Raw genomic sequence first — 24,914 nt, 5'->3', positions numbered from 1 at the left:
CGTGTGCTGGTGGCCATCGATCCCACGTCCAAGCATCCGGTCCTCGAACGCGTCCGCGCGCTGGCCTTCGCCTATCCCGAGGTGTCCGAGAAGATCTCCCATGGACGGCCTACCTTCCGCACGTCCTCGGTCTTCGTGTACTTCGGCGGTGGCGTCAAAGGCGGCGACCAACACGACCTCTCGATCCTGGTCAAATGCGAGAGCGCCGAGGAACAGCGTGCCTGCGAGCTCGAACCCCGGTACTTCCACCCCGCCTACCTCGGACCGGCCGGCTGGGTGGGCTTCGACCTCTCCGACGCCGACGACGACGTCTGGGCCGAGGCCGCCGAACTGATCGACTGCAGCTACCGCTTGACTGCCCCGAAGCGCAACGTCGCCAGACTCGATGCCGGTGAGGGTCCGAATCTGGGTGTCCAGCAGTGGAACTGAGGCAGCTGGAGTACTTCGTCGCGGTGGCCGAGGAAGCGAACTTCACCCGCGCCGCTGCCCGAGTTCACATCAGCCAATCCGGCGTCAGCGCCCAGATCCGCGCGCTCGAACGAGAACTCGGTGCCGAACTGATCGACAGATCCGGCGGTACAGCAACATTGACCACCGCAGGCCAGGCCGCGCTGACACACGCCCGTGCGACTCTGGCCGCCGCCGACTCGGTTCGGCAATCCATCGACGATGTTGCCGGACTTCTACGCGGATCGGTACGGATCGGCATGGTGACCGCGTGCACCGTCCCACAACTGTTCGACGCGTTGGCCCGCTTCCGTTCGGCGTATCCCGGCGTCGAACTTGCTCTGCAGGAGGGGAATTCGGATCGTTTGGTAGCCGATGTGCGCTCAGGGGAACTGGATCTCGCACTGGTCGGCGTCGCGGCTCGGGCCCCCGACGGACTGGAATCGATGGTGATCATCGAGGAACGAATCTGCGCGGCCGTGGCACCGAACCATCCGTTGGCATCGCTCGAGCGGGCGACGTTGGCTCAGGTGAATCACTACCCGGTCGTCTCGCTTCCCGTGGGTACCGGAGTGCGGGCGGTGTTCGACCGTGACTGCGCCGGAGCGGGGCTGCCGCCGTCGATCCCGTTGCAGGCCAGCGCTCCCGACACAGTCGCCGACCTCGCTGCACGCGGCCTAGGGGTGGCAATTCTGAGCGCATCGATGCTCGATACCTACGGCGATCGACTGACTGTGGTGGAGCTGGCGGACTCGACCACAGCAGCGCTGTTGGCTCTCGTCTGGACCCCGAAACCGAACGCCGCGTCGGCGAGGTTGGTCTCGATGACGCTGGATGCCTTCGGTTCCACCGCGATCTGAACCGGATCGATAACCGGAGTCGTTCGGCGCACAGGTCGGGACTTCCTACCCCAGTGCCGGGCGCACCTGCGAACCTACGGTCGAAGACATGAAAACTCCCACCTTCGGTCAGCGTCTTCGCTTCGACGTCGGCGGCGTCCTCCCGGACGACCTACGGGATTGGGTCCTCCACGACCTGACCGGACGTGGATCCATTCCGCGCTATCTGGCCCGATTCCTCGTTCCACTGGCCGCCGTGCTCTTGCTGTTCCTCCTGTTTCCAGGGCCGAACTGGATTGCGGGTCTGATGATGATGCTGATCTTCGTCCCGGTCGTCTACTTCGCCTCCGCACTGCATCTGATCTATCGCGCGTTCCGGCTCGGGCAACACGGGATCGACGCAGCCTCGATTCCACGCGCTACGCCCAGTGCGGAACGCGACCGCAGAACCTACGAGGCCAACTACAGGCACCCGTGACCACCACACCCGATATTCGAACGAAAACAGCACAGGACGAGGCAACCATGACCAGCACCCCGACAGAGCCCGCGACCGATGTCGGAAAGCCACGAATCGGAGACCGCGCGCCGTCGTTCACTGCACTCACCACGCAAGGGCCCATCGATTTTCCCGCCGACTACCGCGGAAAATGGGTAATTTTCTTCTCGCACCCCGCAGATTTCACACCCGTCTGCACCAGTGAGTTCATCACCTTTGCCTCGATGGCAAACGAATTGCGTGACTACAACACCGAATTGGTCGGCCTGTCGATCGATGGTCTGTACAGCCATATAGCGTGGTTGCGCACGATCAAGGACAAGATCAGTTTCAACGGGATGTCCGGTGTTGAGGTCGAATTCCCTCTGGTCGAGGACATCTCGATGGACATCGCCCGGGCGTACGGCATGATCATGCCCGGCGAGAGCTCGTCGAAGGCAGTGCGGGCGGTGTTCGTCGTGGACCCGAAGAGTGTGGTGCGCGCAGTCATCTACTACCCGCTGAGCACCGGTCGGAACTTCGACGAGATCCTGCGTCTGATCAAGGCACTGCAGACCGCAGACGCATTCGACGTTGCGACGCCGGCAGATTGGCGCCCGGGCGACCCGGTCATCGTGCCACCGGCCGGTTCGTGCGGTACTGCCGCGGACCGAATGGACGGTGCCGATTCCGACGTGGAATGCCAGGATTGGTTCTTCTGCACACGGTCGATCAGTGCAGAAGACATCGAAGGTGCCATCCGCGCACGCTGAGAGTCAGCGAATCTTCTTGACGGTGAACCACAGTGCGACAAGCAGACCCAGCAGCGCCAGCGACGGCAGTACGCCGGGATCACCTCCGATGATCCCGGCGACAGCGAACCCGAGCGCCACCAGCGCGAAGAATCCCAGAATGCCCGCCAGCAGCTGCAGATGATCCTGTGCCGTCACGACTTGACGCCGCCTGCGGTCAAGCCCGAGATGATGCGGCGTTGGAACAGCAGCACCATGATCACCAGCGGGATGGCCACGATGGTCCCGGCGGCCATGATTGCCGCATACGGCACCACGAGCGGATCGTTGCCGGTGAACCGCGCGATGGCCACGGTCACCGGCTCGGTGCTGTCACTCGAGAGCTGACTCGCCAGCAGGTACTCGTTCACCGCTGCGATGAACGCGAGGATGGCGGTGGTGAACAGGGCAGGTGCGGCAAGTGGAAGCATCACCAATCGGAAGGCCTGGAAGCGTCCGGCGCCGTCGATCCGGGCGGCTTCTTCTAGCTCCCAGGGCAATTCGGCGAAGAACGCCGCCAGCGTGTAGATCGTCAATGGCAGTACGAACGAGATGTTCGGGATGATCATGGCCTGATAGCTGCCGATCCATCCGATGTTGGTGAAGAACTGGAACAGCGGGGTGACCAGCGCGACGACCGGGAACATCGAGGCTCCCAGAATGATGCCCGTCACCACGTACTTGAAGCGAAAGTCGATGCGCGAGAGTGCATACGCAGTGAAGATACCGATGGTCAGCGCGATCAGCGTGGTCGCTCCGCCGACGATGAGGCTGTTGCCCACCGCCCGCAGAAAGTTGTTGCCGTTCGCGGTCGACAGGGCATTTTCGAAATTTTCCCACGTGACATGCGTCGGCCACGGCGTCGTGTCGAAGGTGTAGCGCGGGTCGCGGAACGCGGTGACGACCATCCAGTAGAACGGTGCCAGCCCCCAGACGAGAATGACGACGACGCCGAGATAGATGCGGGCCTGCTTCATCGGCCGGCCCCCTTACGCTGAGTGTCCTGCGTGGCAACGGCATTGGCACCGAGGAACTTGACCAAAATGAACGCCACTACGAAGATCATGACGAACGAGATGGTCGACAGTGCCGCAGCGCTGTTGAATCCCTGCCGGATCTGCTCCACCACCAGGATCGAGATGGTTCGCGTGGCGGGATTGCCTTCGGTGAGGATGGCGGGAAGGTCGTACATCCGCAGCGCGTCCATGGTGCGGAACAGAATTGCGACCATCAGCGCGGGCTTGACCAGTGGCAGCGTGATCTTGGTGAAACGCTGCCACGCCGACGCGCCGTCGACGCGAGCTGCCTCGTAGACGTCCGCCGGGATCATCTGTAGCCCGGCCAGGATCAGCAGAGCCATGAACGGCGTCGTCTTCCAGACATCGGCGATGATGACCGCGAAACGCGCCGGCCACGCGTCACCGGTCCACAGAATGTTCGTTCCCAGAATGCGATTGGCGATACCGTCGTACGCGAAGATGAAGTACCAGAGCTTGGCCGTCACCGCCGTCGGGATGGCCCACGGGATCAGGATCGCGGCGCGCAGCAGGGCCCGTCCGGCGAAGGTCTTGCCCATGATCACGGCCATGGCGAAGCCGATGACAACCTCGATGGACACCGTCACGACGGTGAAGAACGCGGTGTTGCCGACCGCGCCCCAGAACTGAGAACCGAGAGTTCCCGGCGGGCAGGGCACCAGCGTGCCCGACGCCGACGTGCATTGCTGCAGTATCCAATGCGTGTAATTGGCGAAACCCGCAGAGCCACCGGAGACGAACATGCCGGTGGCCGGATCGAGACCGGGATCCTTCGAGAACGACATCACCAGAGCTCGAACGACCGGGTAGACGATGACGATCGCGAGGATCACCAGCGTCGGTGCGATCAGCAGCCACGCCCGACCAGGCGTCAGGCCGAAACGCTTGTTCTTGGACCGCACATGCCGACCGCGGCCGGGGGACGAGCCCCCGGCCGCGGTGGTTGCGCCGGCCCCACTGGTCACACCAGCAGGTACAGCCATTGGTTCTCCCGAAATCAGTTGGCGCCGGCGGTTTCGATGCCGGCCTGCATGTCCGTGATCGCCTGGTCGACGTTCTTCTCACCCTTGATCGCGGCAGACACGTTGTCCTGCACGGCCTTCGACACGGCCGGGTAGAACGGGGTCACGGGACGCGGAACTGCATTCTCGATGGATTCCTTCAGTGCGGGAAGGTACGGCATCGCGGCGATCAGGGCGGGGTCGTCGTACAGCGATGCGAGCACGGGCGGCAGTGCACCCTCGGCGATGATGCGCTGAGCCTGCTCGCCCTGCAGGAATCGCAGGAAGTCGGCAGCGGTGGCCTTGTTCTCGGAGTACGCGCTGATCGCGGCGTTGTATCCGCCGAGCGTCGAGGTGCCGACTCCGGTGACTCCGGGAAGCGGTGCGACCGAGTACTTTCCGGCCACAGTCGATCCTTCCTCGGCCGCGGTGCCGTAGACGTACGGCCAGTTACGCAGGAACAAGGTCTGACCGTCCTGGAATGCCTGCTGGCTCTCGGACTCCTTGAACGTGGTGTCCTGAGCCGGGATGACGCCGGTCTCGAACGCGGTGACGAGGGTCTGCAGTCCTGCCCTCGCCTCCGGGCTGTCGACGGTGGGGGTCTTGCCGTCCTCGGCCACGATGGATCCGCCGTGCGCGTTGATGATCTCCGACGCGTTGGCCGTCAGACCTTCGTACGGGGCGAATTGCCCCGCGTAGCAGTCGATGTTGTTGTCCCGGGCGACCTGGCAGTCCTCGGTGAGCTCGGCCCAGGTCGTGGGCGCCTCGGGGAGCAGATCACTGCGGTAGTAGAGCAGTCCACCGTTGGTGTTCTTCGGTGCGGCGTACTGCGTGCCGTTGTAGGTCGCGCTGGCGACGGTCGCGGGCAGAACGCCTGCGTTGTCGAGCGCGAATTCGCCCTCGAGCGGCACGAGCCAGCCCTTGGCCGCGAACTCGGCGGTCCAGACGACGTCGAGTGCCATCACGTCGTAATCGCTCTGCTGAGCCTGCAGCTGCTGGACGAAGTCGTCGTGGGCCTGATCGGCGTCGGCGGACTGTTCCTTGAAGGTGACCTGCTCGTCGGGGTGGCTGGCGTTCCACTCCGAGATGATCTGCTGGACGACACCGGTCTCGGTGGTGTCCTGGCCCTCTACATAGGTGATAGGTCCACGGCCGTCGGCATTTTCGGATGCAGCACCCGAATCACCGCCCGAACCGCTGTCGCTCGAACATCCGGTGAGCGTCAGCAGCGTGGCTGCCGTTGCAACCACCGCCACCTTCGTGATCAAAGACGCCATTGTTCTCTCCACTTACTTCTACGCGGTGGTATGTGCCCGGAGATGGGCACGCAGAATCTCGCTGTGATGCTCCCCCCGACACATATGTCGATGGGTACTGTGGCACACATCGCACCGCGCAGTGGTCGTTATCGCGTTCCTGAATCGGTCAACCAGGACGTGTCGTAGGGGGCCGGTAGCCTTTCGCTCATGAGTTCGGACAAGATGCTGACGCGGATCGGCGGGCTGCTGCGCCAGGCCGAGTCCACCGACAATCCACACGAGGCCGAGGCCTTCATGGAGGCAGCTCAGCGTCTGGCCACGTCGGCGTCGGTCGATCTGGCAGTGGCTCGTTCGCACAGCGCGTCACGGGAACGGCGGGCGACACCCAGCCAGAAGGTGATCCCCATCGGAGAACCGGGCAAGCGTGGACTCAAGACCTACGTGCACCTGTTCGTGTCCATCGCACACGCCAACGACGTCCAATGCGATGTGTCCCGATCGTCGACGCAGGTGTTCGCCTACGGTTTCGACTCCGACATCGAGACCACCGAAGCCCTCTACTCCTCGCTGCTGATCCAGATGGTGCGAGCCTCCGACGCGTACATCAAGTCCGGTGCCTACAAATCCGAGACGGCCATCCGTACCGTCACCGAGATCAAGAATCGCCGACGCTACACCCGACGGGAGGAAGTGCCGGTCGCTGCGGTGACGGCGCGGCTCAACTTCCAGACCGCATTCGCGTCGCGCATCGGTCAACGACTCGGTGACGTGAAGAAGGACACCGAGGCGAAGGCCATCGCACAGGAGCAGCAGGGCGCTGGTACGGCGCTTGTGTTGCGCAACAAGGAGATCGAACTGCGCGACTACTATCGACAGACCTCGACCGCGCGCGGACACTGGCGCGGCCAGAGCGCGAACGCCGGCTACTCCGAGGGTGCCCGAAAGGCCGGAGATCGAGCGGGGCGAAACGCGAAGATCGGCGGTCATGCCGAAATCGACGCCGCGAGCCGGCAGTTGGGTCGCTGACTACCGAGTTCGCGGCGATGCCGCGAACACCGGCCATCCGATTTCCGTGCGCCACTGCGTCGAATCGTCCGTATCGCGCGGCCCGACGGCGTAGACCTCACGAACCGGCCCCGCGATGGCCAGGCCGTTGGTCTCCACGTAAATCCCCAGAGCGCCGTAGGTGACGTCGATATCGTCGTGGGGCCCATGATGGACCGTCACCGCGAGTTCGGTCGGCTGCAGCGTCGTCGGCCGAATTCTGTTCAGAGAGAGCGTATGTGCGGTGGGGACATAGACGGTCATGGCCCCGCGCCCCTCGGTGAACAACTCGTTGTCGTACAACCCACCCGGTGGTCCGGTGTTGTCGGAAACGGCTGCGTCGATCTCGGCCATCGCGTCGGAGTACCAGTCCAGCACCTCGGACGCGTCGACCATCTCGGAAATTGCTGCGACAGAGCACTCTTCGGTGAGGATGCGTCGAACCTCGATGGTCGGTGGCGTCGGGTCGAGGAGTCGCCGCAGGGCCGTGACCGCTGATCGGGTGTCGTCCAACTGCCGCTCGAGCCGAGTGAGGTGTTCGGTGATCAGTCGGGCTCGGGCGTCGGGGTCCGGGGTGTGCATGATCGCCCGCACCTCACGCTCGGGCATCTGCATGGTGCGGAACCGGCTGATGACCTGCGCCGTGGCAACCTGATCGGTGTCGTAGTACCGATAGCCGGAGTAGTCGTCGACGGTCGCAGGCTCGAGCAGACCCGACTCGTGATAGCGCCGCAGCGTCTTGACCGACAGGTGCGTGATCCGAGAGAACTCACCGATCGTCAACAAACCGTTCATATCGACATTCTGACCCCTCCCCCTGCGGGAGAGTTAACACTCGCCTTGGGACAGGGGTGACACTCGGTTCACGGCCGAACTTCGATGCTGGGGATTCGGGTGTAGCCGGGGCTGGTAGCAAATGCGCGCGCATTCGCCAAGTGCGCGGGGAATCGCGTCGAATCGGAGACGAATCTGCTCGCGTATGACAAACGCGCGCGCATTTGCGGGGACTCGCGGTGCGGGGACTCGGGGGCGACGGGCTCAGGGGCGGGGCTCAAAGGGCGGGGGCGGTCAGTCGAGGCGAGCGAGCACCACGCGCAGTCCGATGACACTGGCGATGGGGAACAGGGCCGCCACCAGCCATGGGACGGCTGCGCCCCAGCCGGTGTCGGGGGAGGCGTCGATCACCACACCGAGTGCGGTCGATCCGATGAGCACTCCGATGCCCCCGAGCGAGGCCATGAAGCCGTAATACGAGCCCAGGCGACGTTCGGCGGCCATGCGCGGCACCAGGTCTCGGGCCTGTGGCATGGCGATCATCTGCCCCAGCGCCAGCAGCAGCACGAACAGAGCGGCCGGGACGAGACCGACCGGACCTTCCAACTCGAAGGGACTGAATACCGCGACCAGGGCGAAAGAAACTGCCATGACGGCGAATCCGATCGGCAGCGTGATCCGCGGTGATACCCCGGCGACACGTCGGGTGATGGGCAGTTGCGCAGATACCACCAGTACTGCCGAGATCGCGAAGAACCACCCCAGCACCGTCTGCGAACCCCAGGCGCGTTCGACCTCGAGGGGCAGCAGCAGGTACAGCTGGTTGTAGGCCACCAACTGCGCGCTCATCGCCACCGCGAACAGCACGAAGGTTCGGTTGCGCACCACGTCGGTCCAGCCCGAGAGCCATGGGTCGTCGCGATGCTCGCCGCGCTCACGCGGCAGCCACCGCATGTGAGCGGCGACGACCAGAACGAAGATCGCCGCGGCCACGAGGCACGCGATCCTGAAATCGACGAGCAGCAACACCGATCCGACGAGCGGGCCGGTGAACGAGCCGATCTGGCTGCACACCGACATCAGCGCGAAGCTCTCCACGCGCGTGGGTCCGCCGTCGCGTTCGCTTTTGCCCGCCTCGATCGCCACTGCGGATTCGACTGCAGGGGAGAACAATGCGGCTGCGAATCCCACCATCACCGTCGCGATCAACACGGCAGATAGCGAATCGGCGAAGGCGAGACCGACAAATCCCAGCACCCGCAGAACACAGCCGACGAGAACGACCGGCTTGATACCCCACCGATCGGCGAGGGTGCCACCGACGAAGAACAGTCCCTGCTGCGAGAACGTTCTGATTCCGAGAACCACTCCGACGACCGCGGCACCGAGCCCGAGGTCGCTCGTCAGATGCACCGACAGATACGGCAACACCATGAAAAAGCCGATGTTGAAGGTCATCTGAGTGAGGACGAGCAAGCGGACGGTGGGGGTGGCCCGCCGCAGATCGACCAGAAACGACCACCGCCACCGCGTCGGCGATCCGTCGGTCCTCGTGCTCACGTACTGCGCCCTCCTGCGTCGACTTTCTCGATGACGCTACCGGTCTTGCGCACGCGTCCCGAGGTGGCACCGGCGAGCGAGACTGCGAGAACGGCAAGTGCGATCAACGACGCGAGCGGAGCGGCGGTGACCCACGGTGCCCGCTCGACGGCGGCGACCCCGTCGGACAGTATCAATCCCCAATCCGCAGTGGGGGGTTGCGGACCGAGGCCGAGGAATCCGAGGGCCGCGAGAGCAAGAGCGACACCGGGAAGCCGAATCATGGCGTGCCGCAGAACTACCGGAACGACGCTGGGCACGATGGATCCGAACAGGATTCGCGCATTGCCTGCCCCGAGTGTCGGCAGAATGGAGATGTACGGCCGAGCACGAGTCTCCTCGACCAGAGCGGCAGTGTGCGCGGCGAGCGGAGCCCACGTGACGATGAGAACGGCAACGGCCGCCCCGCCTGCACTCGGACCCCAGATCGCCGCGATGAGAATGCCGGTGACGACGGGCGGTGCCGCATTGGTGACCTCGACCAGACCACGCGAGGCCCGCGGAATCAGTCCCAGCAGCACGCCGACCACCAGGGCCGCGAACGTCACCGCCAGCGAGAGTCCGATGGAGCGCAGTGCGCCGTCGGCGACGCGGGCCAACAGATCTCGGCCCGACGCGTCCGTACCGAAGGGGTGGGCCGATGATGGCGCCGCGAACTTCTCCCGCGTCGTCGCCTGGCCGTCGCGTGGGAGTCCGGCCACGACCATGATCAGCAGGACCGACGCCGCCGCGATCGGCACCACCCAACGCCGGGGTGACGGGTGGAAGACGCCGGACGGGATGGGCATCGCCTTCTCGTGCAGGGCGCTGCCGAGCAGTAGCCGTCGCACGAGTTCGGCGGAAATCCCCAGAACGGCACTGACGGCCAGCAGAAGGATGATGTCGATCTGCAGGGCGGGAAGATCCTGTGATTGCGCATCACCGAGAGTGGTGCGGCCCAATCCCGGTATGGCGAAAACCTTTTCGACGGCCACTGCGCCACCGGTCATGGCGACCATGATCAGCCCGATCTGCGATGCGAGCCCGGGGAGGGCGCGTCGCAGAACCGCACCGGCGATCTGCCGCCGCGAGAATCCTGCGACCGTCCACGTGATGACCCAGCCCTCGGTGAAGGTGACGGCGATCGCATCGGCGAGAAGGCGTCCGATCAGCCCGCCGGCAGGCAACCCGAGCGCGAGTGCAGGCAACACCGCGTACTCCGGGCCGTTCCAGCCGTACGCCGGGAACGACAGCCACACGGCTCCGACGAGGACCAGCACCGAGGCGAGCAGAAACTCCGGCATCGACGTGAGCGCCGCGGCGACGCCACCCCCGGTTCGCTTCGGGGTGCCGCGCAAACCCGCCCGCACGCTGGGGAGCACGACCAGTGCGGCCGTGACGACCGCAACCAGCATCGCGAAGCCCATGAGGGTGAGCGAGACCGTCAATGCATCCAGGGCACCGGGCAGTACGGGCTTGCCGGTGTTCCACGATGTTCCGGGATTGCCCGACGCGATGCCGGTGAGCCAGTCCCAGAACATCCGCAGCGGCCCGGCATCGAGGCCGAGGTCGCGGCGAATGGCCGCCAGGGCCTCGGGGGTTGCTTCCTGTTCGGCCGAACGGGCCCGCAGAATGCTCAGTGCCGGATCGCGATTCGACAGCCACGGCAGCATGCCGACGATCAGGACGACACCGGCGACGGCAACCAGCCGCGAGGCGGTTGTTCTCACTGCTTACTCGAAGGCGGTCTGGTTGGTGATGAGCGTGCGTTCCCGCGGATCGCGGGCGACACCGGTGAGGCCTTCGGATTCACCCTGGATGACGCGTTCGTGCAGCATCGGCACGGCCGCATCCTTCTCCAGGATGAGCTTCTCGGCGGCCAGGATCGCGGCGCGGCGGTCGTCTCCGGGCTCGGTGGCCGAGGCGTCTGCCAGCGCCGCGTCGACCTGCGGGTCGCAGAACTGGGAGATGTTGAACGATCCCTCGCAGGCGAAGTCGGAGTACATGTATGCCACCGGGTCACCGGAATCGAGGACGGTGGCGCGGGAGAGGATGAAGGCATCGAATGCACCACTGAGAGCATCGGTTTCGATGAACTGGTATTCGCGCACCACCTGCTCGACCTCGAAGCCCTTCGCCTCGAGTTCCTGCTGCAACAGCACGGCGACCTCGGGAAGTTCGGCGCGGTCGGTGAACGTGGCGAGGGTGATCTTCTTGCCGGTGGCATCGCCCGCCGGGGTCTCGGTGCGCGCCGGACGGTCCGCCGCCCACGGCAGCGCGGGGCCGAGCAGTCCGTTCGCGGCGTCGGCGCGACCCTCGTAGACCTGCTCGACCAGACGATCCTTGTCCACCGACTCCCGTGCGGCGGCGCGCATGGCGGGGTCCGCGAACACGCCGGACGACGTGTTCAAGTACAGGGTGTTGGTGCGCGGCATCGGAACCTCGTGCACCAGCGACTGGTCGATGTTGGCGGCCTGCGACACCGGAATCGCCTCCACCACATCGGCGGTGCCGTTACGTAGCGCTGCTGCGCGGGCCGTACCGTCGGGCACGAAGTCGACGTCGATGCCGGCGAGCTTCGCGGGCTCACCCCAGTAGTCCTCGTTGCGGTCCAGCGTGGCACTGGACGTGCCGTTCACTGCGGTGAGCACGAAAGGTCCGGTGCCGGTTCCGACGGGGTCGCTGCCGCCTGCAGAGTAGGCCGCGGGTGCCAGGATGGCGAGCTGCGGGCTCGAGAGTCGTTGCGGCACCAGTGGATCGATGTCCGCGGTGGACACCTCCACCGTGTCGTCGTCGGTAGCGGTCACCGTCAGCTCGACCCCGTCGAGGATGCGCGGCTTCGGCGCGGCGGTAGTGGCAGCAGTCAGTGCGGTGACGACGGCAGCGGAGTCGAGTGGCGCACCGTTGTGGAATTTCACGTCGGGTCGGAGGTCGAAGCTCCAGGTCCGGTCGTCGACGCGATTCCAGGCGGTGGCCAGCTCGGGCTCGGCGTCGCCGAGATCATCGAGAGTGACGAGGGTTTCGGCGGTGGACCAGCGCGACAGCTTGAAGGCATCATCGCTGAATTGCGACAGCCCTGAGCGTGGTGGTTGCAGCATCGCCACGCGGGCTCGATCTGCGGTGTCGTCGGCGGCACCCGAAGAGAAGCAGCCGGTGAGCGTGAGGGTGCCTACCGCTGCCAGGGCACCGATACGGAACACGTTGGTAGACAACAGAGTGGTGGTCAATGGATCTCCTGTGATGGTCATGCAAGCCGGGGTACGGCGTCGATCAGGTCTCGGGTGTAGGAGTGCTGTGGTTCGGTGAGAATGTCTCGTACGCTGCCGGTTTCGACGATTCTGCCGTCGTGCATCACCGATACGTCGCTGCAGAGTCGAGCGACTGAAGACAGGTCGTGGCTCACGATCAGCAACGCGCTGGACAGTCCGGCCAGAACCGCGAGGACCTGCTCACGCAGATCCGGGTCCAGTCCGCTGACCGGCTCGTCCGCCAGCAGGTACTGCGGTTCGCATGCCACCGCGCGCGCGATGGCGACGCGTTGGTTCTGACCACCGGACAGTTCCGTCGGTCGGCGTTGCAGATAACGCTCGTCCAGCCCGACAGCGGCGAGTGCGGCACCTGCTTTGGCTCGATGATCGCCGTCGACGCCCAGAAGTCGAAGCGGCGTCGCCACCAGATCCAGCACACTGCGGCGTGGATCGAGGCTGGTGGCCGGATCCTGGGGTACGTACTGCACGAGTCTGCGAAACCACCGCAGCGAGCGCGCGGAACCCGGACGTACTGTGCGGGCGTCCAATTCGATGACCCCTTCGGAGGGCACATCCAGCGCCAACAGCATGCGCAGCAACGTCGTCTTCCCCGAACCGGATTCGCCGACCACGGCAACGCGACCGGCCGGTGGCAGCGTGAACGAGACGGCGTCCAGCGCGGTACGAGAAGAGCCGTGCCGTACGTAGGTGCGCGTGATGTCCGTGGCCACCAAGCCCGTCATCGCGCGACCAACTGACGAAACGGATCGGCGGCGCGAGCCCGCTCGAGCATGCGCACCACGAGATCGGATTCCGGGCTGTCGAGAATCGCTGCCGTGGAACCGGATTCGACGACCTTGCCCGAGTCGAGAACCATCAGGTGATCGCACAGCTGCGCGGCGACGGCGATGTCGTGCGTGATCAGCAGCAGAGACGCCACCTCACGGAGAGCGTCGAGCACCCGCGCCTGACTGATCACGTCGAGGGCCGTCGTCGGCTCGTCCGCGATCACCAGCGGACTCTCACGCGCCAATGCGGCTGCGATACAGACGCGTTGACGCTGGCCACCGGACAGCTCGAGCGGGTGCGAGGCCAGGATGCGTTCGGTGTCGCGCAGACCCACGCGCTCGAGCAGCGCGGAGGCGTCGGGCGTGCGGAGTTGCTTGCCGACGGTGACCATCGGGTTCAGTGCGGTGGCCGAATCCTGGAAGACCATCGCCGGACGGGCGGGGCGTGGCCGGCGGGGCGTCGGAACTCCGGCGACGTCGTGGCCGTCGACGACGATGCGGCCGGTGCAGGTGATGCCCGGCGGGAGCGCTCCGACCAACGCCGAGGCGATCAGCGACTTTCCCGATCCCGACGCACCCAGCAGGCCGAGGCGTCGACCCGCTGGGATCTCGAAGGAGACGTGCCGGACGATGCGCGACCGTCCGGCGTCGATGCAGAGGTCATCGACGGCGAGCACGGTTTCTCCTGAGGATAGACATGGGAACGACTTCGACAATCGTTGTCGATAGACGACTGTAGGCGAATTCGAACGACGACACAAATTAGGCTGACCGGATGAGCAGGGCGAGGGACTCGCAACGAGCGGCCGTCTACGACGCAGAACAACTGGTTCGCACCATGTTCGATCGCGCCGAGGAGCGGGACCTTCGCATGGTGCAGGTGATGGGTTCGCAGATCACGCTGCCGATCGAGCGCAAGTTCGCCTCCATCGACTCGGTGCAGGCATACGTCGATGCGGTGCTCGCTCTGGAGTGGGTTGCCGCAACGTGGCCCGACGCCGGTCGGGTGGTCACCGTCCGAGCCCGATCGGGTTCGGCTGCGGCGCACTACGAATCGGACACCGCCACCATCGCGGTGCCCCTGCACAGGGGCAACAGGGCGTGGGCGTTGCGGGAACTGGTGGTGTTGCACGAGCTCGCGCACCACTTCGCCGACGAGAACGAGGAGCAGCACGGCGGCGCATTCGTCGACCGCTACATCACTCTCGTCGGCGAGATTGTCGGCTCCGAGGCCGGGTTCGTCCTGCGCGCGATGATGGCCGAGAGCGGCGTCCGCATCGGCTAGTGGTTTTCGGGTGCATCATGGGAGACGCAGCCCACACGACGAGGAGATGTCCATGACCGTCAAGATCGGTGTTCAGCTTCAGCCCCAGCACGCTCCCGACTATCAGTTGATCCGCGACGCGGTGTTGCGCTCGGAGGATGCGGGCGTCGACATCGTCTTCAACTGGGACCACTTCTATCCGCTGTACGGCGACCTCGACGGTGCGCACTTCGAGTGCTGGACGATGCTCGGGGCCTGGGCCGAGCAGACATCGAACGTCGAGATCGGCGCACTCGTCACCGGCGGCGGCTACCGCAATCCGGACCTGTTGGCCGACATGGCGCGCACCGTCGACCACATCAGCGGCGGACGGTTGATCCTCGGCATCGGCGCCGGATGGAACGAGAAGGACTACGACAACTTCGGGTACGAGTTCGGCACGGCCGGTTCGCGACTGGCCTTGCTGAAAGAGAGCCTCGCCAGAATCCGCCGCCGCCTCGACGTCGGAAACCCGGCCCCGACCCGCGACATCCCGATCCTGATCGGCGGCGGCGGCGAGAAGAAGACGCTGAAGATGGCGGCCGAGTACGCGCACATCTGGCACAGCTTCGCCGACCTCGAGGCGCTGAAGCGCAAGTCCGAGATCCTCGCCGAGCACGGCACCACCGTCGGACGCGACGTCTCGGTCATCACCCGCTCGGTCGCGTGGCCGGGAGCGGACACCGCCCAGGACTTCGTCGACGCCGGAGCCACCCTGTTCACCGTCGGCGTCAACGGACCCGAGTACGACCTGGCCGAGCTGGGCCAGGCCATCGAGTGGCGGGACGCGCTCGAGTAGTCACACGTCACTCCAGTTCGCTGAGCGAAACCCTTGCGCGTGGCGCGTTTGGGTGAGTGGGCCCTGGTCCGCTTAGGGTTTTGTACATGGTTGCCGTACGCGCCTCACGCGCGCTCGTGGTTCTCGTTCTCGGACTGTTGATGGCCCTCACGCTCGCCGCGTGTGGCACGTCGAATTCCGATGATCAGGCGGCGGCAGGTCCGACCGACCTGTGCGCCCCTCCCGGAGTCGACAGTGCGTCGTCCACCCCGACGAACTTCGACGCTGCCGCAGCGGCCGCGACGGAGGACAGATACACGACGGACAATGTCACGCCCCTGGACCGGATCGACACCGCATCCCTCGGATTGGCGACGCCGGGAGTGCTCACCGTCGGAACCCTGTCCGACGCCCCGCCGAGCATCTGCCTGGACTCGGCCGGCCAGTACACCGGCTACGACAACGAACTGCTGAAGGCCGTCGCCGAGAAGCTCGGTCTGCAGATCAACTTCTCGGGCACCGAGTTCTCGGGTCTGCTCGCGCAGGTTGCGGGCCGCCGCTTCGACGTCGGGTCGTCCTCGATCACGACGACGGACGAGCGACGCAACACCGTCGGGTTCACCAACGGATACGACTTCGGCTACTTCTCCCTCGTTGCTCAGACCGGCGGCCCGATCACCAGGTTCGAGGACCTGAACGCGGGCAGCAGGATCGGCGTCGTGCAGGGCACCGTGCAGGACGACTACGTGGTGAACACGCTCGGCCTCGATCCGGTGAAGTTCCCGGACTACAACACCGCGTACGCGAACCTGCGCACCGGGCAGATCGACGCCTGGGTGGCCCCGTCCCAGCAGGCGGAAGGCTTGGTCAAGCCGGAAGACGGCACCGCGATCACGCAGAACACGTTCTCGCTGAACAACTTCGTCGGCTGGGCCGTCGCTCGCGACAATCAGCCGCTGATCGACGCGTTGAACTCCGGGCTCGACGCGGTGATCGCCGACGGCACCTGGGCCACCCTGTACTCAGACTGGGTTCCACGCGAGCTGCCCGACGGCTTCAAGCCCGGCAGCAAGGCCGCCCCCGAACCCGAGCTACCCGACTTCGCTGCCATCGCAGCACAGAACGATGCGGACGCTCCCGAAGCCGTTGCCGTCCAACCCAAATCGACTCTGGCGCAGCTGGGGGATACGTTCTTCGACTGGTCGCTGTACAAGTCCGCCATCCCCGACCTGTTCAAGGTGGGCCTGCCGAACACGCTCATTCTGGCGTTGGCGTCGGGCATCATCGGTACGGTCCTGGGCATGTTGCTGGCCCTGGCCGGGCTGTCTCGCACCCGATGGCTGCGCTGGCCGGCGCGTGTCTACACCGACATCTTCCGCGGATTGCCCGCCGTGGTGATCATTCTGATCATCGGACTCGGAATCGGACCGGTGGTGCAGGGGGTGACCGGCGGCAATCCGTACTGGCTCGGCGCCGCGGCACTGTCACTACTGGCCGCCGCGTACATCGGTGAAATTTTCCGGTCCGGCATACAGAGCGTCGAGGCCGGTCAGATGGAAGCTGCGCGGGCACTGGGCTTCAGCCGTCGCCGGTCGATGAACTTGGTCGTCGTCCCACAGGGTGTCCGACGCGTCCTGCCGGCGCTGATGAACCAGTTCATCTCACTGATCAAGGACTCGTCGCTGATCTACTTCCTCGGACTGCTCGCCACTCAACGCGAGCTGTTCGCCGTCGGTCGAGATCTCAACGCACAGACCGGAAATCTGTCCCCGCTCGTCGCCGCCGGATTGTTCTACCTGGTGCTGACCGTGCCGCTCACCCATCTCGTGAACTACATCGACAAGCGATTGCGCACCGGCAAGGCCGAGCAGACGCTGGACCCGGTCGAGCAGGCCGTCGTCGTGGAAAGAGGCTGACATGACTTCTGTTTCGCTCGTAGGCAAGGACATTCACCTGTCCTTCGGTACCAACAAGGTGCTGCGCGGGGTGAGCATCGACGTTCCGGCGGGCACGACGACCACGGTCATCGGACCGTCGGGCTCGGGTAAGTCGACGCTGCTGCGTGCTCTCAATCGACTGCACGAGCCCGAGCAGGGAGACATCCTGCTCGACGGCAAGTCGGTGCTGAAGGACAACCCCGACGAGCTGCGTCAGCGCATCGGCATGGTGTTCCAGCAGTTCAACCTGTTTCCGCACAAGACCGTTGCGGACAACATCGCTCTGGGCCCGCGCAAGCTGCTCGGCCTGTCCAAGGAGGCGGCTCGTGCGGCGGCGATCGATCAGCTCGAGCTGGTGGGACTGACCGACAAGGCGGATTCGCGTCCGGGCAACCTCTCCGGTGGCCAGCAGCAGCGCGTCGCCATCGCCCGGGCCCTCGCCATGAAGCCCGAGGTGATGTTCTTCGACGAGGCCACCTCCGCTCTGGACCCCGAGTTGGTGAAAGGTGTGCTGGCGCTGATGGCCGACCTCGCGAAGGGCGGAATGACGATGGTGGTGGTGACCCACGAAATGGGCTTCGCGCGATCGGTGTCCAACAGGGTGCTGTTCATGGACCACGGCAGCGCCGTCGAAACCGGAACGCCGGAGCAGTTGTTCGACGATCCGCACACCGATCGACTGAAAACGTTTCTGTCGCAGGTGCTGTAGCGAGCATCGGTCAACCCGGTACCCGGTACAGACGCCAATCCGGTTGATCTGCACCGTCGTTCGGAACTTCGAGGACGAGTGGATACAGGTCGGCTCCGTTGTCGTAGATCGTCGGATATCGCCGGTTGACCGCATCGGACACTCCGCGGCCCTCGTTGGGCACCGTCAGCAGATACTGCACGCCCGCCGATGCCGGGTCGTTGAGGATCTCGGTGAAGTCCAGGTCGGACGGAACCACGAACCGCTTCGGGTGTTCCGACGCTGCCACGACGGCGAACCCGTAGACGGTGTCGAGGAGGATCGACCCCTCCGGGAGGTTCTGGCCGTCGAGGTACGACGCCAGTCGGCGTTCGGTGGAGAAGGAATCGATGACTCGACGGGCCGCCATCGCCTGGGGATCGTCGGCCCGGGGATTTTCGTCGAGGAGACTACCGAGGGCGTACTGCTGACTCGACAACCCCGGCTGCACCATCGCCCACCCAGTTACCGGAAGAGCCAGCGCACAGACCGTCATTGCCACCGCCGCGGCGGCAGGACGCAGCGGCGCGAGCACGGGGCGGTGCCGTCGATAGGCCCCTGCGCGCCGGGTCGGCCGATCTCCGGTGGCCGGAAACAGTTGTACCACAACGACTGCCGCCAACGGAACGGCACAGATGAAGAACCGCAGGAAGCCGAATGTCGAACCCGTGATGTAGCTCGCGGCCTGAAATCCGAGCACCCCACCGAAAAGCAATGGTGCCACGACGAATTCGAGGTCTCGGCGACGCAGCGCCAGCACCACGGCCAGCGGTAGCGTCACCAGCAACGCCGGTCCCAGCACGACGACGGCACCGAGCGAGAACAGGCCGGTGCCGATCAGGTCACCGCTGGGCCCGCCGGACTGCGTCAGAATCGCGGCGTTTCCATAGCTCGAGGACAGCTGGGCGAGCGCCTCACCGGTGATCAGCCAGCTCGTGCTGATCCACACCAGAAACACTGCCGTGCCGGGCCCTGCCACGAGTACTGCGTCCAGAATTGCTCTGCGGCGCAAGCTTTTCCAATACAGCCGGCCCTGACGAAGAGCCGTCACGACCGCCACCAGTACCGCGGCCAGAGCTATCGGGACGACGCCCTCGTAGCGAGCGAGGAAGGCGAGAGCCAATGCGACGCCGGCCAACAGGAGATCGTGAACGTCGTCGGTGTTCATCCATCGAATCAACCGTCGTACAGCCCAGCAGAGGAAGAACAGGAAGCCTGCCTCGCTCATGCCGTTGGCTCCGTAGAAGACGATCATCGGGTTGATCGCGAAGACGACGGTGACCAGGAGGCTGTATCGGCCGGGGAGTCCGCGGTCTCGGCAGATCCCGTGGATCATCACCACTGCACCGGCCATGAACACCGCCGACACCGCGATGCCCGAGATGTTCCACCGGGTGATCGCCGGCCACCACGATGCGAAGGCGACCATGGGCAACTGTGCGAGGGCCGTCAACGGCGTGAAGATGAAGCCGATGGCCGACACGTGCGGATCGCGGCTGAGCAGCACCGCCTGCGCGGCCGAGGTCCGCGACAATGCGTCGCCGAGGAGATAGCCGAAACGCATGCTCAGAGTCAGCCCCACCGCCAGGTAGCCCGCCAGCGCGCTGCCGAACACGATCCAGGGGGTGCGCCGATTCACGTGTTCTGCTCTTCGCCGACCGGCGGCGGCGCGGCGGGGCCGGACAGGCCGTGGAACGTCTTCTCCCAGTACGACGGATTGCGAACCAGCTGCCAACACCCCTTGATGGCGGCCACGCTCATCATCACCCAGTACAGGGGCATCGTGAGGCTGGGAACGAGCAGGTACGCGTTGTCGCTCTCTCGGCTCGCGATGAGGTACATGTACACCGTGGCGATGTTGCCCACCACCAGAGACAGCAACGAGAAGTAGTAGATGTACGGCGGAAAGAGCTCGGCCACCAATGCCGGCTGGCCGAGAATCCATGCCGCCGTGGTGAACCAGAAGACCATGTTGATGCATGCGGTGATCGGTGTTCCCGCGAGCAACAAGGTGAAGCGGTAGGTGCCGACCGGGCCGAGGGCACGAACCGTGGCGACCGGTCTGCGCATGTGCACCAGCCACGTCTGCAGATAGCCCTTGTACCAACGAGAGCGCTGGCGAACCCAGTTGATCGGATCGCTGTTGGCCTCTTCGAGAGTGGTGGAGTCCAGCACCGCCGTCGAGTAGCCCGAGGCCGCGATGCGCACACCGAGATCCGCGTCCTCGGTGACGTTGAAGCCGTCCCAAGCCCCCACCTCGTCGATGACGTCGCGGCGCAGATGATTGGAGGTTCCGCCGAGGGGAATCGGCGAGGTGCTGGCCATCAGACCCGGCAGCAGATACCCGAACCACAGTGCGTAGTCCGCGGTGAACCACCCGGTCAGCAGATTCTGAGAACCGTTGTGGAACGCCAACTTCGCCTGCACGCACGCCACGGTGTCGGGCAGCCGCTCGAAAGCAGCGACGACGCGACGCAGTTGCAGTCTCTCGGGCAGATCCTCGGCATCGAAGATCGTCACGATCGTCCCGGTGGCGAAATGCAATCCGTAGTTGCATGCTTTCGGCTTGGTGCGAGGGTCGCCTGCGGGCACCAGGACCACGTCCACCGAATCGCTGACGCCGCTGCGCGCGGCCGCCTCGATGGTGACCTCGTCGTCCTCCTCGAGCAGCAACAGAACCTGCAGCTTGTCGGCGGGATAGTCGAGTCCGGTCATCGCCGCGATGAGGTCACCCACCACCTCCGGCTCGTCGTACGCCGGAACCAGAATGGTGTAGTAAGGCAGCCGATCATCGGGAACGGCTCTGGCTTCCTCGTCGGTCACCGTGACGATCGCCGACGCGTCCAGACCACGGGAGAACAGCAACAGGCGGTCGATCATCGCCAGCAGATACCCGATGGTGCAGACGACCGTGACCACGAGCAGCGTCCCGACCGGGGCGATCACTCCACAGGCGAGGAGCAGCAGCGCAGCCCCGATCGCCGTGTACTTCTGCCAGGGAACGAAGGCAATGGCTGCCGACGCCAACGGATTTCGATCGGCCAACCCGTTGATCGCGTCGTAAAGCGCAGCTGCTCGGAACTCTTCGGTCTCCGTTCCGACGCGCGGGGGAGTCGGCCGTTTCCCCGGGCGAGTCGTGGTCATCGCGGCGCACCGTTCGCCAGGGCCCACTGCTGGCGAACCAGCCCGGTACCGAAGGTCGTCAACAGCTCACGGTCCTTGTACTCCGGATCGTCGTCGATGGAGATGGCGTTGCCCCGCAGAAAGGTGCCGAACGCCGTCCCGAGGTTCGATGCCATCGACGGCATCGGTTGCGGGAACGCGGCATCGAGGTCGTGGTTGTCGACGCTGATGACGGTCACACGTTGGAACACGTCGCCTCGCTGCCAATGAAACACGAGCTTGGTCCAGGTGAGCAGCAACGCGTCGCTGACCGAGGTGTACAGCGCACCCGTCACCCCGCGTCCGAGATCGATGGTCAGGGGTTGGCTCGTGCGCGTGTTGGTCAAGCGATACAGGGTGCTCTCCGGATAGACGGCCAGACTGGCCCGATTGGTCGTCGACAGAACGTCGACCACCACGGTCCGTGGTCTCGACCGCAGGTCCCAGGCGGAATTGCCTTCGTCGGCGCGCATCGTCTGTCGAGTCAGAGTGGCTCGAGTTCCGAAGAACGCACGGACCCAATCGAATTGCTCGATGTCGAGCTCGCTGAAACCGACCGGCGGAATCAATGGAACCGATGCCGCACCAGGTGGTCCCGCCGGTGCCGCCACGGGGGTGCGGTCGGGTAGGGGAACGAGAGCCAGAACCACGGCCGCCACGATCGCGACGACGATCGAGCTCGGCGACCACTTCGCCGTCGGGACAGCGAGGCGCCGCGGCCGACGCTCGTCGAATCGGCCGCGACGGGCAGCGAGATAGAAGGCGATTCCGGTGACTGCTGCCGCGCCGACGGTCGGGACGAGCTGCAGCCAGACGATGTCGATCTGGGGCCACACCGTCAACATCGCTGCTGCAACTGCCAATCCGGACGCGACGGTGCAGACGAACCCGAGCCACCCGCGCCGTGTGGTTCGGCCGACGGCGATGGCACCGGCGATTCCCGCCAAGAGCACCATCACCGTCGCGTAGGCGAAACGGCCTCCGCCCAAACCGATGGCGACCAACCGGTAGCCCAGCGGACTCAACGCGAGCAGCAACAGCCAGACGGACCAGAACCGACCCACCGGACGCAGTCCGAACATCAGGATCGCGCCACCGAAGAAGAATGCAAGCGCCGCAAGGACATCCAGGTGCGCAAGCTCGTACTGATCGGCGTAGCGCGGCAGCCACAGCGCCTTGATCGCGATGGACACCAACAAGCCGATACCGCCGACGATGTTGTCGGTCTGCCGGTCGTGAATGGGCAACTCGTCTGCCCTACGCCGCGCTACCCCCTGCGCCGCAACGACAGCGAGCAGGGGCAATACGAAGATGTACGCGGTGATGGCACCGTCGGACGCCTCCTGCGCCAGCCGCACCCAGGTGGGAAGGAACGCGAGAACGACACAGGCGAGAAGAACCACCCAGCGCACGACCAGGATGCCGAGCGGACGCCGTGCTCGCCACCGAGGCGGCGCGGTCGGCTCCGCGCCCGTGTTCGGGGCGATGTCCACTGTCATGTCGAGTCGCTCATGTCGAGTCGCTGTGCCGGCTCGGCGCGGTCGTCGACCGGCGCGCTCGGAGCGCGAGCACGAGTGCGCCCACGCCTGCGACTGCAAGGACCGCAAGACCGACTCCCACGACCAGCACCGTCGTTCGGTCGGTTGTGTTCTCGGGCGCCGCTACGGTGTCGTCCGCACCGGACAGTGCCGCGCTCGACAGTGAGATCGGTTCGGTGTTCTGCGCGGCGAACACGATGTCGCCGTCGAGCGCGAACCACCGAGCCGGGTCGTCGTCGAGCCAGGACAGCATCGCGTCGAATCGGTCCGGGGCCGAGTTCCAGGATCCGACGAGGACTGCGTTGTCCTGCACCGACGTCACCTGCACCGTCGCGAAGGGCTCGTCGGTGTCGACCGTCAATTCGACGGCACCGCCGGCGGAGTCCGGATCTGCGACCCGAAATGTCGTCTCGTCGATCGACGACAGCGGCAGCGTCACCGTGTCCGGCAATTCCGAGACCGGCGCGATCACGAGCGCGGGGGCGCTACCGTCGAGCGCCTGCTCCATCGACACGACCTCCGGGAGGAGGGGCAGACTCGACAGACGCTGCAGTCCGGTTGCCATCGTGACCGCTCGGACCACTCCCGCGTAGGACTCGTCGGCCAGCGCGATCTCGAACTGCGGCATCAGCGCCTGCGGCATAGAGCGAAGTCCCAGCGGGGCCGGTGTCGTGGAATCCGACGACCGCACCAGAGTCGAACCGTCCACGGTCACACTCGTATCGGCGGCCGCGGAACAACCACCGCCACCCGTGGTCGACGGATGGTCGACGGAAATGTCGAGTGTCTCGACGCGGGACAGTGCCGAATTCGGAACGTCGATCCAACGATCGAGCCGACCGGTGTCGTCGGCCTCCCACACTGCGAGCGGTGACCCGTTCACCGTGGCCCGCACCGATCCTGCGCCCGGTGTGTAGCTGCCGATCAGGTGCACGGACAGGTTCGATGCAGATCGGCCGAGCCGGGTCTGATCGATTGTGATCGACGCGGTCGCCGTGGCACCGCCCGAACCGGTCACCGTGCCGATGCCGAGGTCGTCGAACGTGATCGATTCGGGCGGAAGTTGCGCTGTTGCCGACGATGGTCCTGCCGAAGCAGCCGTGGAGACTGCGATGTCGGCGAGATCACTGGTGATGAGGAGGGCCTGATCGGTCAGATCCGATCCGGTACCGGTGATGTACATCCGTGGTGGAGCCTGCTCGACGGGGTAGATCAATTCCACACCGGCGTCGGAGTTCTTCGCCAGGACGACCGACCTCTCGAGCGGACCGTCAGGAGCAGCGCCCTGAAGCTCGCTGTCCGGCCGCACCACCACCCGCACCGGCTGCGCCCCATAGTGGTGAACCACCGATGTTGCCACAATCGTTGCGGCTGAGATGGTTTCGCGGTCCGCGTTCGATGGGACGAACAGCGTGAGCGTTCTCAGCACTACCGGCAAAAAGTCCGCAATGGTCTCCGGCACCGCCGGTTGCCCCTGATAGTCCACGGCCGCGTCGATCAATCGGACGGCATCGGAGTCAGGATCGGGACAGTAGCGATCGTCGGGAATCAGGGACGGGATCAGATCGAGGGCGATTGCTCCGTCGACCGTCGGTGCCGCAGCCAGGGGAATGGACACCGCGGTGGTCGGTGCGGTGGTGTCGAGCGTGATGCGGGTGATCGGCCGACCGTCCGATTCGACGTCGACCCAACCCCGGTCGAGCCAGGCAGGCACCGTCAACACTGCGCTCAGCGTCGTAGGCACCGAGCCTGCAGGGGACGGCACGGTCAGCCTGGTGGGCTGTCCGGTCGAGTCGACGGTGGTGGACCGACCCAGTCCCAATTCGGCAAAGGTGAAGCGGTCCGAATAATCCTGTGGCTCTCCATCGATCGGTTGCGCCGATACGAACGGGGCCGTAAGCAGAAACGTAGTTGCGACGAGAGCTGCCGTCGATGCAACGTATGCGATTCGCATTGGGGGATTTCCAGCTTTCGATAATGAAACGGAAACCCGAACTGTACTGCGTACTCCCGATCCCCGGTACATCGGAAAGTCGTTCATTTATTCATCTGGATCGAAATTCAGCCAGAAACATACTGGGAGACATGAAAATTCGAGACAATGAGCGGATCGGATCTGTGGATTCGAACTCCGACGCGACGGTACCCGTGGAGTTGTACGAATACGGTGATATTCCCGCCGACG

Annotated in this window: 23 protein-coding genes; 9 read left to right on the top strand and 14 right to left on the bottom strand. The window is 65.1% G+C overall.

Going from position 1 to position 24,914, the window contains the following annotated elements; all coding sequences use genetic code 11:
* The first annotated feature begins 9 nt into the window (after positions 1-9).
* The 4 genes from CH283_RS13360 to CH283_RS13345 all read left to right on the top strand — a co-directional run bounded on the left by CH283_RS13360 (position 10) and on the right by CH283_RS13345 (position 2,537).
* Positions 10-429 carry an MmcQ/YjbR family DNA-binding protein gene (locus CH283_RS13360; RefSeq protein ID WP_306437429.1) on the top strand — a complete coding sequence of 140 codons (420 nt, stop codon included), beginning with the start codon at positions 10-12 and terminating at the stop codon, positions 427-429.
* A complete protein-coding gene (locus CH283_RS13355) occupies positions 420-1,307 on the top strand; it encodes a LysR family transcriptional regulator (protein ID WP_094638367.1) in 888 nt (295 codons plus the stop codon). The genes CH283_RS13360 and CH283_RS13355 overlap by 10 nt, the downstream gene beginning before the upstream one ends.
* A gap of 88 nt (positions 1,308-1,395) precedes the next feature.
* Positions 1,396-1,764, top strand: a complete 369-nt coding sequence (locus tag CH283_RS13350) for a DUF5313 family protein (protein WP_094638368.1) — start codon at positions 1,396-1,398, stop codon at positions 1,762-1,764.
* A 47-nt stretch (positions 1,765-1,811) separates the two neighbouring features.
* Positions 1,812-2,537, top strand: coding sequence for a peroxiredoxin (locus CH283_RS13345; RefSeq protein WP_094638542.1), 726 nt, complete (start codon positions 1,812-1,814; stop codon positions 2,535-2,537).
* 3 nt (positions 2,538-2,540) lie between these two features.
* On the opposite strand, the gene CH283_RS28280 is transcribed toward CH283_RS13345, so the two are convergent.
* The 4 genes from CH283_RS28280 to CH283_RS13330 are packed head-to-tail and all read right to left on the bottom strand — an operon-like array spanning position 2,541 to position 5,870.
* Positions 2,541-2,714, bottom strand: coding sequence for a hypothetical protein (locus tag CH283_RS28280; RefSeq protein WP_176460445.1), 174 nt, complete (start codon positions 2,712-2,714; stop codon positions 2,541-2,543).
* Positions 2,711-3,532: a carbohydrate ABC transporter permease gene (locus CH283_RS13340; protein ID WP_068047507.1), complete on the bottom strand. Its 822-nt coding sequence runs from the start codon at positions 3,530-3,532 to the stop codon at positions 2,711-2,713. Before CH283_RS13340 ends, CH283_RS28280 begins: the two co-directional genes overlap by 4 nt.
* Positions 3,529-4,575, bottom strand: a complete 1,047-nt coding sequence (locus tag CH283_RS13335) for a carbohydrate ABC transporter permease (protein ID WP_176460444.1) — start codon at positions 4,573-4,575, stop codon at positions 3,529-3,531. The genes CH283_RS13340 and CH283_RS13335 overlap by 4 nt, the downstream gene beginning before the upstream one ends.
* A 14-nt stretch (positions 4,576-4,589) precedes the next feature.
* A complete protein-coding gene (locus tag CH283_RS13330; RefSeq protein WP_094638369.1) occupies positions 4,590-5,870 on the bottom strand; it encodes an ABC transporter substrate-binding protein in 1,281 nt (426 codons plus the stop codon).
* Between the two features lie 189 nt (positions 5,871-6,059).
* On the opposite strand from CH283_RS13330, the gene CH283_RS13325 reads away from it, so the two are divergent.
* Positions 6,060-6,878 (top strand): DUF2786 domain-containing protein, encoded by an 819-nt coding sequence (locus CH283_RS13325; RefSeq protein WP_094638370.1) that lies wholly within the window; start codon positions 6,060-6,062, stop codon positions 6,876-6,878.
* On the opposite strand, the gene CH283_RS13320 is transcribed toward CH283_RS13325, so the two are convergent.
* The 6 genes from CH283_RS13320 to CH283_RS13295 all read right to left on the bottom strand — a co-directional run bounded on the left by CH283_RS13320 (position 6,879) and on the right by CH283_RS13295 (position 13,961).
* On the bottom strand, positions 6,879-7,691 hold the full coding sequence (locus CH283_RS13320; protein WP_094638371.1) for a MerR family transcriptional regulator: 813 nt from the start codon (positions 7,689-7,691) through the stop codon (positions 6,879-6,881). It lies immediately after the preceding gene.
* A 273-nt stretch (positions 7,692-7,964) separates the two neighbouring features.
* Positions 7,965-9,230: an MDR family MFS transporter gene (locus CH283_RS13315; protein WP_094638372.1), complete on the bottom strand. Its 1,266-nt coding sequence runs from the start codon at positions 9,228-9,230 to the stop codon at positions 7,965-7,967.
* Positions 9,227-10,978, bottom strand: coding sequence for an ABC transporter permease subunit (locus CH283_RS13310; protein ID WP_217901106.1), 1,752 nt, complete (start codon positions 10,976-10,978; stop codon positions 9,227-9,229). Before CH283_RS13310 ends, CH283_RS13315 begins: the two co-directional genes overlap by 4 nt.
* Positions 10,979-10,981: 3 nt before the next feature.
* The gene (locus tag CH283_RS13305; protein WP_094638373.1) at positions 10,982-12,496 is read right to left on the bottom strand and encodes an ABC transporter substrate-binding protein; all 1,515 of its coding nucleotides are present in this window, start codon (positions 12,494-12,496) and stop codon (positions 10,982-10,984) included.
* The gene (locus tag CH283_RS13300) at positions 12,493-13,239 is read right to left on the bottom strand and encodes an ABC transporter ATP-binding protein (protein ID WP_094638374.1); all 747 of its coding nucleotides are present in this window, start codon (positions 13,237-13,239) and stop codon (positions 12,493-12,495) included. The genes CH283_RS13305 and CH283_RS13300 overlap by 4 nt, the downstream gene beginning before the upstream one ends.
* Positions 13,236-13,961 carry an ATP-binding cassette domain-containing protein gene (locus tag CH283_RS13295; RefSeq protein ID WP_176460244.1) on the bottom strand — a complete coding sequence of 242 codons (726 nt, stop codon included), beginning with the start codon at positions 13,959-13,961 and terminating at the stop codon, positions 13,236-13,238. Before CH283_RS13295 ends, CH283_RS13300 begins: the two co-directional genes overlap by 4 nt.
* Before the next feature lie 98 nt (positions 13,962-14,059).
* On the opposite strand from CH283_RS13295, the gene CH283_RS13290 reads away from it, so the two are divergent.
* The 4 genes from CH283_RS13290 to CH283_RS13275 all read left to right on the top strand — a co-directional run bounded on the left by CH283_RS13290 (position 14,060) and on the right by CH283_RS13275 (position 18,011).
* The gene (locus CH283_RS13290; RefSeq protein WP_094638376.1) at positions 14,060-14,569 is read left to right on the top strand and encodes a TIGR04338 family metallohydrolase; all 510 of its coding nucleotides are present in this window, start codon (positions 14,060-14,062) and stop codon (positions 14,567-14,569) included.
* 46 nt (positions 14,570-14,615) lie between these two features.
* Positions 14,616-15,386 (top strand): LLM class F420-dependent oxidoreductase, encoded by a 771-nt coding sequence (locus tag CH283_RS13285; protein ID WP_176460243.1) that lies wholly within the window; start codon positions 14,616-14,618, stop codon positions 15,384-15,386.
* Positions 15,387-15,472: 86 nt separating this feature from the next.
* The gene (locus CH283_RS13280) at positions 15,473-17,281 is read left to right on the top strand and encodes an ABC transporter substrate-binding protein/permease (RefSeq protein WP_094638377.1); all 1,809 of its coding nucleotides are present in this window, start codon (positions 15,473-15,475) and stop codon (positions 17,279-17,281) included.
* Between the two features lies 1 nt (position 17,282).
* Positions 17,283-18,011, top strand: coding sequence for an amino acid ABC transporter ATP-binding protein (locus CH283_RS13275; RefSeq protein WP_094638378.1), 729 nt, complete (start codon positions 17,283-17,285; stop codon positions 18,009-18,011).
* A 10-nt stretch (positions 18,012-18,021) separates the two neighbouring features.
* On the opposite strand, the gene CH283_RS13270 is transcribed toward CH283_RS13275, so the two are convergent.
* From CH283_RS13270 to CH283_RS13255, 4 genes are read right to left on the bottom strand one after another with little or no spacing between them, the layout of a single operon-like run.
* Complete coding sequence (locus tag CH283_RS13270; protein WP_176460242.1) at positions 18,022-19,668, bottom strand: glycosyltransferase family 39 protein; 1,647 nt, start codon at positions 19,666-19,668, stop codon at positions 18,022-18,024.
* A complete protein-coding gene (locus CH283_RS13265; RefSeq protein ID WP_094638546.1) occupies positions 19,665-21,173 on the bottom strand; it encodes a glycosyltransferase in 1,509 nt (502 codons plus the stop codon). Before CH283_RS13265 ends, CH283_RS13270 begins: the two co-directional genes overlap by 4 nt.
* The gene (locus tag CH283_RS13260) at positions 21,170-22,690 is read right to left on the bottom strand and encodes a hypothetical protein (protein WP_094638379.1); all 1,521 of its coding nucleotides are present in this window, start codon (positions 22,688-22,690) and stop codon (positions 21,170-21,172) included. The genes CH283_RS13265 and CH283_RS13260 overlap by 4 nt, the downstream gene beginning before the upstream one ends.
* Before the next feature lie 10 nt (positions 22,691-22,700).
* A complete protein-coding gene (locus CH283_RS13255) occupies positions 22,701-24,683 on the bottom strand; it encodes a hypothetical protein (protein ID WP_094638380.1) in 1,983 nt (660 codons plus the stop codon).
* Between the last annotated feature and the right edge of the window lie 231 nt (positions 24,684-24,914).

This window comes from Rhodococcus sp. 05-2254-2 (assembly GCF_002259095.1).
In the GTDB taxonomy this organism is placed as follows: Bacteria; Actinomycetota; Actinomycetes; order Mycobacteriales; family Mycobacteriaceae; genus Rhodococcoides.
Note: the sequence above shows the minus strand (reverse complement) of the source record. Positions and strands in the feature narration are given on the sequence as shown.